The sequence below is a fragment of the Amphritea atlantica genome, from assembly GCF_024347255.1.
GTDB classification, from domain to species: Bacteria; Pseudomonadota; Gammaproteobacteria; order Pseudomonadales; family Balneatricaceae; genus Amphritea; species Amphritea atlantica.
Genome location: NZ_AP025284.1, coordinates 750,968 through 766,340 on the forward strand (window position 1 = coordinate 750,968; position 15,373 = coordinate 766,340).

General features: G+C 47.6%; 13 protein-coding genes and 1 pseudogene. 12 read left to right on the plus strand and 2 right to left on the minus strand.

What is annotated here, in order from left to right; genetic code table 11:
• The first annotated feature begins 8 nt into the window (after positions 1-8).
• The 8 genes from OCU43_RS03470 (at position 9) to OCU43_RS03505 (ending at position 7,927) form a co-directional block, all read left to right on the plus strand.
• Positions 9-539, plus strand: coding sequence for a DsbE family thiol:disulfide interchange protein (locus OCU43_RS03470; RefSeq protein WP_091361363.1), 531 nt, complete (start codon positions 9-11; stop codon positions 537-539).
• Entirely contained in the window at positions 539-1,012 is a 474-nt protein-coding gene (locus OCU43_RS03475) for a cytochrome c-type biogenesis protein (RefSeq protein WP_091361361.1), read from the plus strand. Before OCU43_RS03470 ends, OCU43_RS03475 begins: the two co-directional genes overlap by 1 nt.
• Positions 1,009-2,262: a c-type cytochrome biogenesis protein CcmI gene (gene ccmI / locus OCU43_RS03480; protein ID WP_091361358.1), complete on the plus strand. Its 1,254-nt coding sequence runs from the start codon at positions 1,009-1,011 to the stop codon at positions 2,260-2,262. Before OCU43_RS03475 ends, ccmI begins: the two co-directional genes overlap by 4 nt.
• A gap of 69 nt (positions 2,263-2,331) precedes the next feature.
• A complete protein-coding gene (locus tag OCU43_RS03485; protein ID WP_091361355.1) occupies positions 2,332-4,365 on the plus strand; it encodes a cell division protein ZipA C-terminal FtsZ-binding domain-containing protein in 2,034 nt (677 codons plus the stop codon).
• A gap of 19 nt (positions 4,366-4,384) precedes the next feature.
• On the plus strand, positions 4,385-6,415 hold the full coding sequence (ligA, locus tag OCU43_RS03490) for an NAD-dependent DNA ligase LigA (RefSeq protein ID WP_091361351.1): 2,031 nt from the start codon (positions 4,385-4,387) through the stop codon (positions 6,413-6,415).
• Positions 6,416-6,428: 13 nt separating this feature from the next.
• Positions 6,429-7,016, plus strand: coding sequence for a transglycosylase SLT domain-containing protein (locus OCU43_RS03495; protein WP_091361349.1), 588 nt, complete (start codon positions 6,429-6,431; stop codon positions 7,014-7,016).
• A gap of 3 nt (positions 7,017-7,019) precedes the next feature.
• The gene (locus OCU43_RS03500; RefSeq protein WP_091361346.1) at positions 7,020-7,232 is read left to right on the plus strand and encodes a YheU family protein; all 213 of its coding nucleotides are present in this window, start codon (positions 7,020-7,022) and stop codon (positions 7,230-7,232) included.
• A 17-nt stretch (positions 7,233-7,249) separates the two neighbouring features.
• A complete protein-coding gene (locus OCU43_RS03505) occupies positions 7,250-7,927 on the plus strand; it encodes a DUF4126 domain-containing protein (protein ID WP_091361343.1) in 678 nt (225 codons plus the stop codon).
• A gap of 7 nt (positions 7,928-7,934) precedes the next feature.
• On the opposite strand, the gene OCU43_RS03510 is transcribed toward OCU43_RS03505, so the two are convergent.
• The gene (locus tag OCU43_RS03510) at positions 7,935-8,594 is read right to left on the minus strand and encodes a CBS domain-containing protein (protein ID WP_091361341.1); all 660 of its coding nucleotides are present in this window, start codon (positions 8,592-8,594) and stop codon (positions 7,935-7,937) included.
• A gap of 35 nt (positions 8,595-8,629) precedes the next feature.
• Positions 8,630-10,621 (minus strand): bifunctional tRNA (5-methylaminomethyl-2-thiouridine)(34)-methyltransferase MnmC2/FAD-dependent 5-carboxymethylaminomethyl-2-thiouridine(34) oxidoreductase MnmC1, encoded by a 1,992-nt coding sequence (gene mnmC / locus OCU43_RS03515; RefSeq protein WP_091361338.1) that lies wholly within the window; start codon positions 10,619-10,621, stop codon positions 8,630-8,632.
• Positions 10,622-10,878: 257 nt separating this feature from the next.
• On the opposite strand from mnmC, the pseudogene OCU43_RS03520 reads away from it, so the two are divergent.
• The 4 genes and pseudogenes from OCU43_RS03520 to OCU43_RS03535 form a co-directional block, all read left to right on the plus strand.
• Positions 10,879-11,507 (plus strand): annotated as a pseudogene (locus tag OCU43_RS03520) (IS1595 family transposase); the annotation flags it as partial.
• Positions 11,508-11,782: 275 nt separating this feature from the next.
• Positions 11,783-12,535, plus strand: coding sequence for a glycosyltransferase (locus tag OCU43_RS03525; RefSeq protein ID WP_175483597.1), 753 nt, complete (start codon positions 11,783-11,785; stop codon positions 12,533-12,535).
• 188 nt (positions 12,536-12,723) lie between these two features.
• Positions 12,724-14,193, plus strand: coding sequence for a hypothetical protein (locus OCU43_RS03530; protein ID WP_091361332.1), 1,470 nt, complete (start codon positions 12,724-12,726; stop codon positions 14,191-14,193).
• A complete protein-coding gene (locus tag OCU43_RS03535) occupies positions 14,183-15,289 on the plus strand; it encodes a glycosyltransferase family protein (RefSeq protein WP_091361330.1) in 1,107 nt (368 codons plus the stop codon). The genes OCU43_RS03530 and OCU43_RS03535 overlap by 11 nt, the downstream gene beginning before the upstream one ends.
• Positions 15,290-15,373 lie beyond the last annotated feature (84 nt).

The window sequence follows — 15,373 nt, forward strand, 5'->3', positions numbered from 1 at the left end:
GTATAATGATGCGTCGATTAATTGTTATTTTGCCGCTGGTTTTGTTTGTCGCTCTGGGGTTGTTTCTCTGGAATGGCATCGGAAAAGACACCAAAACCCTCCCTTCACCGCTGATCGGTAAGCCGGTGCCAGAGTTCAGTCTGTCGGCACTGCTGGACGAGCAGAAAACTATCACGGCAGCTGACCTGAAGGGGCGTCCGGCGTTACTCAATGTATGGGCCACCTGGTGCCCGACCTGTAAGCAGGAACATGCCCAGCTAAACCGCATGGCACGGGATGAGGGAGTCACCATCTATGGGGTTAATTACAAGGACGACCGGGCTAAGGCTAAGATCTGGCTGGATAAGTATATGAACCCCTATGCCCTGAATATCTATGACCCTGACGGTCATCTGGGACTCAATCTGGGGGTTTATGGCGCGCCGGAAACCTTCCTGCTGGATGCCCAGGGGATCATTCGTTACAAACATGTTGGGGCGATTGATCAGCGTGTTTGGGGTGAGCTGCGGCAGAAAATGAAGCAGCTGGAGGTGAACTGATGGTTCGTCAGGTTTTGTTAGTGGTTTTACTCAGCTTCAGCAGTTTGGCGAGTGCCGCGATTGATACCTACCAGTTTAAAGATGATGCGACCCGGGAACGGTTTCAGTCATTATCCACTGAACTACGTTGTCCTAAATGCCAGAACCAGAATATTGCCGATTCTAATTCACCTATCGCCAAGGATCTGCGGGATGAACTCTACCGGATGCTGGAAAACGGCGCGGATGATGAACAGGTAATCGATTTTATGGTGACCCGTTACGGTGAGTTTGTGCTCTACCGTCCCCGGATGTCAGAGCAAACCTATCTGCTTTGGTATGGACCCGCAGCATTATTGTTGATCGGTGTTATCGTGGTTTTACTGATCAGTGGCAAGCGTAAGAAAACTGAACCGGGCAAACCAGACGGCAATTTAAGCGATGCCGAGAAACAGCGACTCGATCAGATACTCAAACAGGAACAGAATAAATGACGGCGTTATGGTTAGGAATCGCACTGCTATCACTTCTGGCAGTGGCATTTGTTTTAGTGCCGGTTTATCGGGGACGTCAGGTTGAGGATGCTGTCCAGCCCGATGTTGATCGTCGTGAGCTGAATATCAATATTTATCAGGAACGTCTTGCAGAGCTGGATGCTGAACGGTCTGCAGGTAGTCTCGATCAGGAAAACTATGATTTTCTGAAGCTGGAGCTGGAGCGTAACCTGCTACAGGATGTTGACGATACGGTTGCCTCTTCCAGTAAGCCAGTACGCATTACCCGTCAGTCGATCATTACCGCCTTTCTGCTGGCTGCACTGATACCAGCAATGGGGCTGGCGATTTACAGCCAGTATGGCCGTTCCGGCGATCTCGCTGTGGCAATGAACCGGCCTGCAGATCCATTTAATGGCCGCAAGCCAACCGTTGAAGAAGCGATCACTGCGTTGCAGGAGCGCCTTAAAGAGGAACCTGAAAACCCAGAGGGCTGGTACCTGTTGGCGAATACTTTTATGAGTATGCAGAACTTTTCTGCCGCCGCTGATGGCTATGGCAAGGCGCTTAAATACCTGCCGGAAGATGCCCCACAGTATGCTGGAGTGAATGGCCAGTATGCACAGGCGCTGTTCTTCGCAAACAGTGGCAAAATGAATCAGCAGATCCGTAGTGAGGTTGATAAAACCCTGTCGCTGGACCCGTTTGATGTGACCGCGCTGGGGTTGCTGGGAATCGAATCTTACGAATCTGAAGACTATCGTGCTGCGATGGAGTTCTGGCGTAAAGCATTGACTAACGCCAGCACTGAACAGGCAGATTCGCTGAAATCAGGAATTATCTCTGCCCGGGATAAACTGATTGCTGCAGGAGAGACTGTGCCCGATCTGCCGGAGCTCGCCGAGGTGAAAATCCAGCTGGCGGTTAGTCTGAGTCCTGAGCTGAAAAGCCGGGTAACGCCGGATATGACAGTGTTTATCTTTGCCCGTCCGGTGGGAGGCAGAATGCCGCTGGCGGCAAAACGGGTGACCGTTGCTGACCTGCCACTCAACATTGTCCTGGATGACAGTATGGCGATGAGCCCACAGGCTAAGCTTTCTGGCGCTGAAACGGTTGAAGTGACTGCGCGGGTATCCGCTTCAGGACAGCCGACTCCGCAGCCTGGAGACTTGAGTGGAACCATTTCTCCTGTTGCTGTTCATGACCAAGTTGATATATTAGAGCTGTCTATTGATCATATAGTTGAATGATTGACCAAATTCAGGACAATAGAGAATCGGCAGACCGCATTTAAATTAAAACAAGGGTAATATCTGGCAATGGAATTAGGATTACGCGAATGGCTGATTATCGGTGGCGCGATAGTTGTTCTCCTGATTGTGTTGGATGGCTGGCGCCGCATGCGGGGCGGCGGTAACCGGCTGAAGATGAAGATCGACAAGTCGTTCAATGATATCCCTGATGTGCCTGAAGAGACATTTAATCCTGAACTGCCTGGCGGTGGTGCAAGGGTGGTTGGTCGGGCGTCCGACAGCGCTGCCGATACACGCCGTGAGCCCGTCTTTGGTAATGCAGAGTTGGGAAATGAAGGGCTGGGAAATGAAGAGCTGGAGTTGTCGATTCCCAGAGCTGCCCGCTCGGCTGCGGAACAAGAAAAAACAGAGGCTCGCAAGCCGCTTTCTCATAATAAACCTGTACAGAATCCGGTTAGTTCCAGTCCTGCTACCGAGCCGTCGGCTACTCCGGGGCGCTTCGCCAAACCCGGCTGGATGAAAAAATCTGCGCAAGAGCGGTCAGAGCATATCAGCCCAACCTTCTCTGAGGACGAGCATGATCCTTTGTTCGCGTCTTCCGACAGTTTTCCGCCACACCACGATGGTCCCTCCTTTGATGATATGGATGAAGGGATCTCCGCCGTACGTGTAGTTCGCACTCCGAAGCCTTCTGAGAAGGATAACGAACACCCTGCAGATAAACCCCCTTATACTTCGCCACAAGATGATGCTGTGGATGAGGATATACCGGTTGTTAAACATATTGTAACTCAGCAAGAACGAGACGCTGACGCGAAAACAGGATCAGCGTCCGGGGAGGCCACAGCCTATTCCCCTGCAGAGCCAGAGTCGTTCAGACCTGAACACTTAGTACCTGATAACCATGAATCTGAGACCGAGGAACTTGCATATCAGGAATCCGAATACTTTGAAGATGATAGTCCTGACGCAACCCGCTTTGAAAAAGGCAGCATTGACTCAGAAAATCGGGAGTCAGAACGTGCTGAAATAGAAAGCTCAGAGTTTGAAAGCCCGGAGTTTGAAAGTTCAGAATTAGAGAGCTCAGAACCTGAAATTGCCCAACCTGAAAACGTCGAACTGTTTCCCGCTGATGAGTCAGACAGGGAAGCCGTCCCTGCGACCTCTCAGCGCCGCGCCTCATATTCGGCTGAGGATGATGATCTGATCGACTCCCTGCCTGAAGGCTTTCGAACAGGCCCTGTGGCTGAGAACGATGATGATGACGATGAAAACGAGTTTGATTATACCCGCCCGGTGAGTGAGCTGATGCGTCCGGTGCGTGAAGAAAATAGTCAGCTGCAACAGACTGCAATGGATCTGCCGGAGCGTCAGGAATCAATATTTTCTCTGATTGATGAGCCGGCGGTTGAATCTGAGCCACCGTTTGAAAAGTCTGGACTGGCAAGGGTCAAGGCTGCGCTGAAACCAAAACCAGCTCCCCAGCCTGAACGTTTCTCCGCTATTGATGATGAACCTGAGGAGATCGCTGATGGTTTCTCCGACGATCAGCCATCAGCCATGGCAGCAGATAAAACGGCAGCAAAACCGGCAAATACAGCAGATAATCCGGACAGCAGTATTGGTATTAAGGGTCAGTCTCTGCAGAAGATTCCGGAAGCCGATAAAGTGTTGGTGATCTCGGTGGTTGCTGCTGAGGGGCAGGATGGTTTTTCCGGTCGGAGTCTACTGCAAATTCTGCTTGCGTGCGGTATGCGCTATGGCGATATGAAGATCTTTCACCGTTATGAAGATGGCCTTGATAAGGGCGCCATCCAGTTCAGTATGACCAACGCGCTTGAACCGGGCTATTTTGATATCGATACCATGGATAGCATGGAAACCCGGGGAGTAACCTTCTTTATGTCGATGGAAGAACCCCGTGATGTCATGAATGCTTACGAGTGTATGCTGGCAACCGCGATTGCCGTGGCAAAAAACCTGCATGGGGTCTTGCTGGATGAGAATCGCTCCACCATGCGGGATCAGACCAAAGAGCACTATCGTGAGCGCATCCGTAAGTTTGAAATGCGTAAATTGAAAAAAACAACATCCGCCTGAACCTTCCAGATACTTGCCAATGAAACCTGATATCTCCATTACGCAACTGCTTGAGCAGTTGCGCGATCAACTGCGTCACTATAACTACCAGTACTATGTGCTTGATGATCCTCAGGTACCGGATGCTGAATATGATCGTTTGTTTCAGCAGCTGAAAAAACTGGAACAGGAATATCCCGAGCTGGTAACCCCGGAATCTCCGACCCAGCGCGTCGGTGCTGAACCCCTGGCCGCCTTTACCCAGGTACGCCATGAGATGCCGATGCTATCGCTGGATAATGCATTTTCTGCTGATGATATGCGCAGTTTTGAAAAGCGGGTGCGAGACCGGCTCAGGCTGGGTGAGGCGGTTGAAATCGAGTTTGCCTGTGAGCCTAAACTGGATGGTATCGCGGTTAGCCTGCTATATGAGAATGGCGTTCTGGTCAGAGGCGCCACCCGGGGCGATGGCACTACCGGAGAGGATATCACCCTGAATGTGCGCACCATCAATTCGATCCCGCTACGGCTGATGAGGGATGATTATCCGCAGCGGCTGGAAGTCCGCGGTGAGATCTATATGCCCCGTAAAGGCTTCGAAAAGGTTAACGAGCAGGCCCTTAAACGGGGTGATAAACCTTTTGTTAATCCCCGTAATGCGGCGGCTGGTAGTCTGCGACAGCTCGATCCTAAAATTACCGCCCAGCGGTCTCTGGAGATGTGCTGCTACTCTGTGGGGGTTGTCAGCGGGGGAGAGCTGCCTGATAGCCATGCAGCAATTTTGCGCAAACTGGCTACCTGGGGACTGAAAATTAATGCAGAGATGGCCGTTGTTGAAGGGGCAGAGGGGTGCCTTGAGTATTTTGACAAGCTGTCAGCGAAACGTAATCAACTGGCCTATGAGATCGACGGCATTGTCTTTAAGGTCAATGATATAGCGTTGCAACAACAGTTGGGTTTTGTGTCCCGGGCGCCGCGCTGGGCCATTGCACATAAGTTTCCGGCGCAGGAAGAGATTACCCGGGTCAAAGCAGTGGAGTTTCAGGTGGGGCGAACCGGAGCGATAACACCGGTAGCGCGACTTGAGCCAGTGTTTGTCGGTGGCGTAACGGTAAGTAATGCCACGCTGCACAATATGGATGAGGTGAAGCGGCTCGATGTCCGGGCAGGGGACAGTGTGATTATCCGCCGTGCCGGTGATGTTATTCCCCAGGTGGTATCCGTCGTCACGGAGCGTCGTCCAGAACAGACTCAGCCTGTCAGCTTGCCAGAGTGCTGTCCGGTGTGCAATGCAGAGATTGTCCGGGTTGAAACGGAAGCGGTTGCACGCTGTTCCGGTGGCCTGAGCTGTGCTGCCCAGCGTAAAGAGGCGCTGAAGCACTATGTATCCCGTAAAGCGATGGATATCGATGGCCTGGGTGAGAAGCTGATCGACGCTCTGGTAGAGAAAGAGCTGGTGCATAGTCCGGCGGATCTGTATCGGCTCCACCATCTGCAGCTGGCCAGTATGGAGCGGATGGGCGATAAGTCAGCCACCAAGCTGTTGCAAAGTATTGAGAAAAGCAAGGCAACCGAGCTGGCTAACTTTATCTACGCCCTGGGGATCCGCGAGGTGGGTGAAGCCACGGCAAGAACACTGGCGATTCACTTTGGTTCTCTGGAGGCGGTGATGGCGGCCACCGAAGAGATGTTGCAGGCCACTCCGGATATTGGCCCTGTGGTGGCACAATATATCGTCAGCTTTTTCCATCAGGTGCATAACCGTGAAGTGATTCAGGCTCTTCGTGATGCCGGTGTTCACTGGCTGGATGTCGAGGTGGACCAGAAAGCTCAGCCTTTAGCGGGGCAGACCTGGGTGTTGACCGGAACGCTGGAACAGATGCCCCGTTCAGAGGCGAAAAAACAGTTGCTGGCACTGGGCGCGAAAGTGGCAGGCAGCGTATCTAAGAATACCGATTGTGTGGTGGCAGGGCCGGGGGCAGGGTCTAAACTACAGAAAGCGGAAGAGTTGAATATTCCCGTAATGGATGAATCAGAGCTATTGGCTTTGCTGGCGAAATATAACGGCTAAGGATATCTGACAGATGCACAGTTCGACGTTTTACAGATCAATACCGCTGTACTTGCTGAGCGCTTTTGTGCTGCAGGGCTGTAGTCAGATGGCTCAGGTGGTACCGGAACGCTTTGTAAAACCGGAAAATCCATTTTGTCTCGGGTTGTATGAGAATAATGACTGGCTTGATGCAGCGGTATCGACTGAAAGTCGCTGGGGTTTACCGCTGCATATCGCATTGGCGGAGCTGAATATGCCGGTTGGCACGGAGGCCAGTGAGTATATTGCGCCGGTCTCTTCCGATTGGGAAGAGTATCGTCTGGCCAGTGAAAACTGGTCTGGTACGGTTGCTGATATCACCACTGCGCTGGATTTCCTTGGCTGGCACGCTCAGATGGCCAGCCGGCGTAACGATCTGAATATGAATCAGGCCGGCAAACTGTACATCGCGTCGAGAATAGGCCATGGCGGGTTATACCGGATCGAATATCATCCCGATCCGGTGTTGCAGGCTCAGGCAGAAGCGGTTGATCGGCGGTCGGAACAATACCGGCAAGACCTGAAAAGTTGTCCCCGCATCCGGGAAAGAGCAGACAGCTTCTTTCGCTGGCCCTGGTGACCGATGATTATCCCCTGGGAACAGCTTCAGCCAGACACACTGACAAACCTTATAAAGGAGTTTGTCACCCGTGACGGTACGGACTATGGCTTTAAGGAAACAACCACCGAGACGCGCATAGAGCAGGTTAGAGCTAAACTGAGACAGGGGGAAGCGGTTGTACTGTTCAGCCAGAGTACAGGACAGTGCAATATAGTTGCCCGTAATAGTTTGTAGTAGGCCGGGGTGTCATTATGGATCAGTTGGAACAGATTACAGCGCTGATTGCGCTGACCATGGGGGTTGGCTGGGCCAGCGGTATTAATCTCTATGCGACCATTCTGATGCTGGGGCTGATGGCCAATACCGGCAATCTGCAACTGCCTGCAGGGCTGGAGATTGTTGCTGATCCCATGGTGTTGATGGCTGCCGGGTTTATGTATTGCGTAGAGTTTTTTGCCGATAAAGTCCCCGGCGTCGATACCGGTTGGGATACTCTGCATACCTTTATCCGAATCCCCGCGGGTGCGGCACTGGCGGCTGGCGCCGTGGGTGATATGAATGAAGCGGTTATACTGGCTGCCGCACTTGTCGGTGGTTCACTCTCGGCCACCAGTCACGCCCTGAAAGCTGGGGGGCGGGTGATGATTAATACATCACCGGAACCGGTGACGAACTGGACCGCATCGATCACTGAAGATCTGGCAGTATTTGGCGGGTTGTGGACAGCACTCAACTATCCGGTGGCATTTCTGATCGGTCTGGTGCTGTTTATCGCACTGGTGGTCTGGTTGCTGCCAAAAATCTGGCGGGGTGTTAAAAAGCTATTTGCCTTTCTGGCCGGGCTGTTTGGTTCCCGGGAGGATGATATCCGCTTCCCGGAGGATAACAGCAACGCTCTGCCCCATCAGAATGGCAGATATAAAAACTAAGGCTGGCTTAGCGGCTGTCCAGCCATTCATTATTAATCAGTGATTGCAGCAGATCCGTGCGAGTGATGATTCCCACCAGATTACCATTCTCCTGAACGATGGGTATGCAACTTAGCTGGTGTTCCACGCAGCTGACCGCCAGTTGGCGGATATTGGTATCGGGCGTTGCTGTAATAACCTGTCGGGTGTAGCACTGCTCAATGGTGTCTTCAATGGTATGTGACTGGGCTCCCTGATAACTCAGGTACTGCAGCAGTAGCTTTTCTGTCACGGTTCCCATGAGTCTGCCGGCCCCTGAGAGAACCAACAGATGGCTGATATCAAACTGTTTCATCTTATACAGGGCTGACTGAATCTTGCTGCCCTGTAACACTGCCTGAACCGGGTGCGACATAATCAGCGATGCGGGAATATAGGAACGGGGCTGTTCCTGAGCGCTGCCGCCGGTCTGAGTATAAAGCGTGGCGGCTTTACGAGCGTTGCCTTTGGCTGGTGGCCCATATTCATGGTGCTGAATCTGGTCCACATGATCCTTCTCATGATCTTTTTCGACCCCCGCCTCTGCGGTATGGGGAGACGCGGCCAGTTGCTCTACCCCGCGGGGGGTAAATATTGATTTAACCGGTGTCTGGATACGATAACCCTGATCGTAAATTACCAATGCCATAACTGTTGCGCGCTACTCTGAATGAACGATAGAGATTATATCGCCCGCCTGATCAGATTCTTGATGATAAATCGAGCAGGGCTCAGCTTATCTATTAACTCCTTTTCCAGTGGTAGGGGCTCGTTTTCAAGCATAGACGCGATAATCTCTCCACTTATTGGACCACTGATCAGCCCTTTAGATCCATGCGCCAGGTTTGCGAATAAGCCGGGATAGTGCTGCGGCTGAGTATCAATGACCGTAGTGGCATCATGACGCAGTCGGGCATAATCATTGAGAAAAGACTGATACACCGCCACCGGACCAATGACAGGCAGCTTATCGGGCGATGCACAACGGAATCCAACACGGCCTTGTAGTCCGTTTTCAGTATGGTACTGAGACAGGCGCTTGCCAAGTTCAGGTGCCATGTCGCACACCTTATCAAGGTTATGCTGGTGGCCAGACTCACGGATCTCGGTGGCATCATCCTTAAGATCAAAGGTGGCACCAAAGCAGAAAGCACCCTGCTTGGCTGGGGAGATATAGCCCTCGCTACAGAGAACGGTTTTCAGTTGCGGCGCATTAATGTTTGCGTCGGTAAGCGAGACCTGCCCCCTGATCTTCTGCAGTGGCAGGTGGTTCAGCTGTTCAAACTGCATGCTATCGGCTGCGGAGGCGACGACCACCACATCAGCGGTAAGTGTCTGATTATCGTCTGTATGGGCGCGCCACTGGCTGGCTTCACGTTCCAGCCGGGTAATCTTTGTATCAGTGATGACTGTGATAGCGGGGTGTTCAGTTAACCACTGACAGAGTCGTGGGGGCGTAACCCATCCAGCCGCAGGGAAAAACAAGCCGCTATTATTCACCGTCGTGCCAGCAATCGCTGACGCCTCAGCCTGACCGACAAAGCGAACCACATCATCGGGATAGTTACCGGACTCCGCCAGCTTATGCTGTTTAGTCAGTTCTTTATCATTGGCTGCCAGTTGCAACAGACCGCAGGGTGACCAGATATCTGAGCGATCAGTGAGATGTTGTCGGAGCAGATGACCGCTGTAGAGAAAGCCGGAAAGGTGAAAACGGCTGGCGGGTATCGGATCAACCGGTAACTTGGCATAGAGCGCCCCCTGACGATTACCCGAGCCTTCCGTCGCGATCGCACTGTTTCTGTCCACCAGTGTCACTTTCCAGCCGCGCTGCGCCAGAGACCAGGCAGTCGAACAGCCTGCTACACCGGCGCCGATAATGAGTGCTGTTTTATCGCCACTGTGTTTATCTGGTAACCCGAACCAGGTGGGAGAGACACCAGAATGGTTCAAAGAAGGCGGTGTTTGCTGATCTGCATCTGTAAAAGTCCCGGTGAGCATCTCTCTTTTCCTGCCAAAACCGGGTACTTTCCTGATCTGGAACCCAACATCTCTCAGACCTCGCTTTACAATACCTGCACAGGTAAACGTCGAAAATGTTGAACCCGCAGAGCTGAGTCGGGCGACCTGTTGAAACAGCGCCGGACACCACATATCGGGATTCTTGGCAGGCGCGAAACCATCCAGGAACCAGGCATCAACGTTTGCCTCTAACTGGCGGTAACATTCGATGGCTTCGCCCAGCATCAGCGTCAGAGTGACCCGGCCGTTGTCAAAACAGAGACGATGAAAACCGGGGACTAGTGATGGGTATTGTGCAATGAGTTTATCTGAGAGTGTGTTAAGCTCAGGCCATAACGCGAGGGCCTGGGTCAGATCATCCAGCGTCAGTGGATACTTTTCCACAGTGACAAAATGCAAGCGTGCGGATGGCGGAGCAGTCTTATTGAACAGCCGCCATGCCGCCAGAAAGTTGAGCCCGGTACCAAAGCCCGTTTCGGCGATGGTGAATGAGTCTGCCTCTCTGAAGCGTTCGGGAAGTTGGTTGTTCTCGAGGAAAACGTGGTTGGTTTCAGCGAGACCGTTTTCAGTGGAGAAGTAGATGTCATCAAACCTTGTGGATAAAGGTGCTTCAGAAGACCAGTCCAGATTGGCAGTTGTGTATGGTTTTTTCATAAGTATTTAAGTCATAACATTAGACAGTAGTACCGCGCTAAGCGGACAATTGTATAGAATCTGTCTAACCCTCGCTTAAGTTTATGAATAGTCTGCTCAATCAGAGACTTTTGTATGAATATGAAAGGAATGAGTGAATGAAGATATTGGTTACAGGGGGCGCTGGTTTTATCGGTTAAACTCTAGAAAGTTTACTGATATTAATGTTTGCGAATGTTATTTATTACGGCTGATGATGACTGAATAGGCTTGAAAACCTGTATGTTGAAAATCAGACTAAAGCGTGCCTCACGGCAATGGCATTGAAACGTCAGCTGGATGTTAACTATGTCACAGCCTGGATGATGAAGCATAAGTTACTGCAAGCGATGAAAGGGGACGATGACCGGCACCCGATTCATCCAACTTGATGATGTGTATTAGGATGGTCGCCGTTATGGCGGTAAGCGAGGGAGGGGACGCCGGAAAGATTCTTTTCGTTGCCGCCCTAGCTCTAAACGAATAAGGGCTACCCATTCGGATGAGGATGGGTGTTTTGGATGTATTTAAAACACGCTCATTCGGTGACTGGGCGAAACAACATCTGAAAAATGACCGCATAATCCTGTCAGATGGACCGGCTTGTTTCAAGCCGGTAAAAGAAGCTGAAGGTGAACATCTGGGCTTTTTTGTGGAGTTACGGGATTACAAAGCGTTCAACTGGGATAACACGAAGACTGGTAACGTTAAAAATTAACTTCGAGTTGGTTACCATTCAATAGGAACAAGACACTTGCTGAGGCATCTGGCTGAGTACCGTTTTCGTTTTAATCATCACTCTGACCTTCCTGTGATACTGCCCCAGCTTGGTCGTACAGTTGCCATACCAACACCTGACGCTGGCTGAGCATTATGCATAATCAAGTAAGAGAATAAATATAAAAAAATTTATTTACCGCAGATTTTTCACTTTATTAGACAGCTATTTTCCGAGGCTGTAGTTAGACTGCTGGGAATAAGAGTAAGGAAAATATTATGTTAAGATAGTAAAATTGTAGTCGCATGTGCAATAAACATTAGTTATTATTTTTCTTTGCTTGATTTTAATTTTTTTTTGCCTGTTAGATAATGTAACATTAGCCTAATAAATTTTGTGAGTATTATATGAGGCAGAGAGGTTTTATGCATTATTCCATTATTATGCCGGTTTATAACGGCAGAGATTACTTTGAAGAAGCTTTGCTATCGGCTATCGGGGCTGCTGGTCAGTACGATGAAATAATAGTAGTAGAAGATGGGTCAACTGATGGAGGTGTAGAGGATATTGTTAAGCGTCATAAGAGTGAGATAGATATCAAGTATCTTTCGAAAGAGAATGGTGGGGTCGCTACTGCACTTAATCTTGGAATAGAGAATGCAACCCGTGAAATTTTTACCTGGCTAAGTCATGATGATATATACCTCCCAAATCGTCTTGAAGCGGATAGAGCCTTGCGAGCACACTCTCCGGATGTGGTCACTGTGTCAGATTTTTATCTGTTGAATAACGATACCGGCTTTCTATCTTACATCAACTCAATAGTGAACCTTACAAGTCGACAGAGATTTCGTTTACTCAGTCGTCGTTTCCTGAATGGTAATTGCCTATCGGCCCCAATCGCTTCATTAAAATATTATGGAGGCTTCGAGAAAGAGCTTCTGCACACCCAGGACTATGATCTGTGGCTTCGTTTGCTTCAAAGACAGGACTTTGTTGCTATTCCAGTACCGACAGTTCTATCGCGCCAACATGGAAATCAAGATACTAGAACTCAACCAGCTATTTCTAAAAGAGAGTATAAAGTGCTGTTGAAAAATTACCTTAGTATTTCTGATTTTTTTGATCCACGGAATACTCTTGATTTGATTAGAATTTTAAAGTCTTTGTTGTTTTAATAGTAAGAATAATATTATTTGTAAGCTGGTAAGATTCTTATGGTTATGTTCTCCTGAATTTATTGTTTATCGTATGTGTTGAATATGATTTACAATCTATTTTATTTGAATGTAGTGAGTTTTTTTTAGTTGTTTGTTTTTTTATCTGTTTTGTGAATGTGATTGGATGATGCTTTTTGGAGGGGTGGATGTATAAGCAAATAGTTAAAATATCTAAGGGGGTGTATTTTATTGTTCCTTTTTTTCTTGTGCTCGTGGATCTTTTTTTCTATGTTTCGGTTTCTTTTATATTTTTATATTTTTTTGGTGAAGAAAAAGAAATGCCAGGTTTAAGTTTTCTTCAATATGATATCGGGTTGGATAAAAAAGTTATTGTTGTTTTTTTATTGGCGTTAATTGTTGTGTTTCGTATGCTGGTAGTTAGCTTTTCACAGTGTTTATTCTCGCGTTCTTTGTCGGAAATATATACTAGCCTAGGTGATGATTTCGTGAGGGTGGTGCTTAAATCACAGCATGAGAATAGAGCTATTGACTTGACAAGGATTAGGAAAGTATTAAATTCAGAGATGAATAATTTATTCTTTGGGCTTGTGATTCCGCTATCATTTTCTCTAGCTGAGGGTGTGTTGGTTTTTATTGTATTTTGTTATGCATTCTACTTATTTGGATTTTTTACTCTTGTTATAGCTTTCTTCTTGCTGGTTTCGTTGTTTATTGTAATGTTGGCTTTAAGGAAAAAGGGGTTGGCAGTAGGGGGCGAGCGAAGTTGTAATGAGAAAAAACGTCTCGAATATGTAGAACTACTTATAAATAGTGGGTTTTCAGTAACGATTAATAGTGGGGGGGCTTGGTTTTGTAATCGTTTCTCTGAGGTTTCTAAAGGTTTTTCATCTGCGTTAGGTACGCAGGTAGTACTGCCTTTTTATACTAAAGCGCTTGTGGATGGAATTTTATTACTAGTAGCTGCAATCAGTGTAATAAGTATCGATTTTGATATAAAGGATAGTGAAATTGCTGTGCTTGCTGGAATGGTGCTTCGTGTGATTCCCTCTATTTCACGTATTTCTGCATATTTAGAAACAATTCGTATAAATAGTGTGGGTGTGCGTGATGTTTCAGAAAAGCTTTTTGAAATGAAAGTGTCAAGGAGAAAATCATTTGAGAGTGAAGTGGTTTTAAATATTTTGGAAGCCATCGAACTTCCCGGGATTTATATAGTTAAAGGCCCTTCAGGAGTGGGAAAAACAAGTGCTGTTAAAAAGTGGTTGCCGGAAATTTCAGAGAATTCGTCAGTAGCGTATTTGGATCAGTCAGGATTTGTTGAGAGTGCATCTTTACATGATTATCTTAATCTCGTGGGTGTTACAGAAATAGAGAGTGTAATTGATAGTGTTATCGATGCAGGAATTCCTGCTAATAATTTGTCAGAACTTTCAGGAGGGCAGGTTAAATTTTTACAATTTACTGCTGTGTGTGATAAAAAATCAAGTTACTTTGTTTTTGATGAGCCGAGTGTAGGATTGGATCCATTTCTAAAACAACGAATGCTGAACCGGATCGTAGAGTTGGCTAAAGAAAAAGTAGTGGTTGTTATTTCTCATGATGATGAGTTTATTTTGCGCTTAGTAGCTCAAGGAGCAGACTTGCATGAGTTGTGATCGTGTTCGATGGGTTTCTGCCGTTGGTGATAATGCCGTTCAAGGAGGAGGGGTTGCTCGGGGGGTTAGCCTTTTTAAGGCTTCTGGAATAATTAATTCCTGTGATAGTGACTTTTTAGATTTGTCCTCTATTGGGAGGAATAAACAGTTTGTTTTCGCTATTCGTGATGTGATATTTTATCGATATCGATGCTTTATCGTGCATTCATTTTTTTCTCCATATGTGGTAATGCTGATGTTATTGCCTGTCCGTATTAATCTAGTATTATTACCTCATGGTGAATTGAAAGAAGGTGCGTTAAAGATATCTGAAAGGAAGAAGAAAGTAATTATAAAAATTATTAGTAAATGCAGTTTTTTAAATTCGAAGTTGAAAAGAATATCTGTGTTGGCTAGTAATGAAGAAGAACTTTTTTTTGCAAAGAAAGTTCTAGGAGAAATTGTTGGTTATAGAGTTGATGATATTATTGGGCCTAATATGATGCTGGCAGATAATTCGGCTTACGTGCCTGGGGAGGGTGTGAACATAATTAATGTGGCGAGGATGGTTCCAAATAAAGGAGTGGGTGATTTTCTTGATGCTTTATTTGAGCAGCTCCAAAAAAAAAATGGACGATCTTGGTTTGATAATGTGAAGTCTATTCATTTGTTTTTTGTTCCTGAATGTCATAAAGAACTGGAACGTGTGAAACAGTTAGCCAATCTTTTGCAACAGGTTAGTGGGCCAAAAGTGTATTTATATGAATCTTTAGATCATTCTCAGATTTCGAAGATCCTGAAAACATTACCTAACCGTTTGCCTTTTATTACATCTCAGTTTGAGTCTTTCAGTTATGCGCTTGTCGAGTTAAGTGGCTTGGAATTTAAACCGATTGTATGGTTTAAAAATGAACTTGTTGATGAGATGTGTAGTGCTGATATTTGTGTGCATTTAGAATATGGAAGTCTTGAAACTTTCGATGGTAAAACGCCTGTCTTGCGTGCAGATCCTAGTGCATCTAAAGAATATTTTTATGCTATGAAAAAAAATGTAGAATTAGAATATCGGGCTATTCTAAAAAAGGAATTAGGTAATGACTTTAGAAAATTCATGTAGTGTATTGTCTTTATTTATGGAGAGACGGTTTGATGGCATTGCATTAAATGAGATAAATGTAGATTTAGAGAGGATTGGGATCTG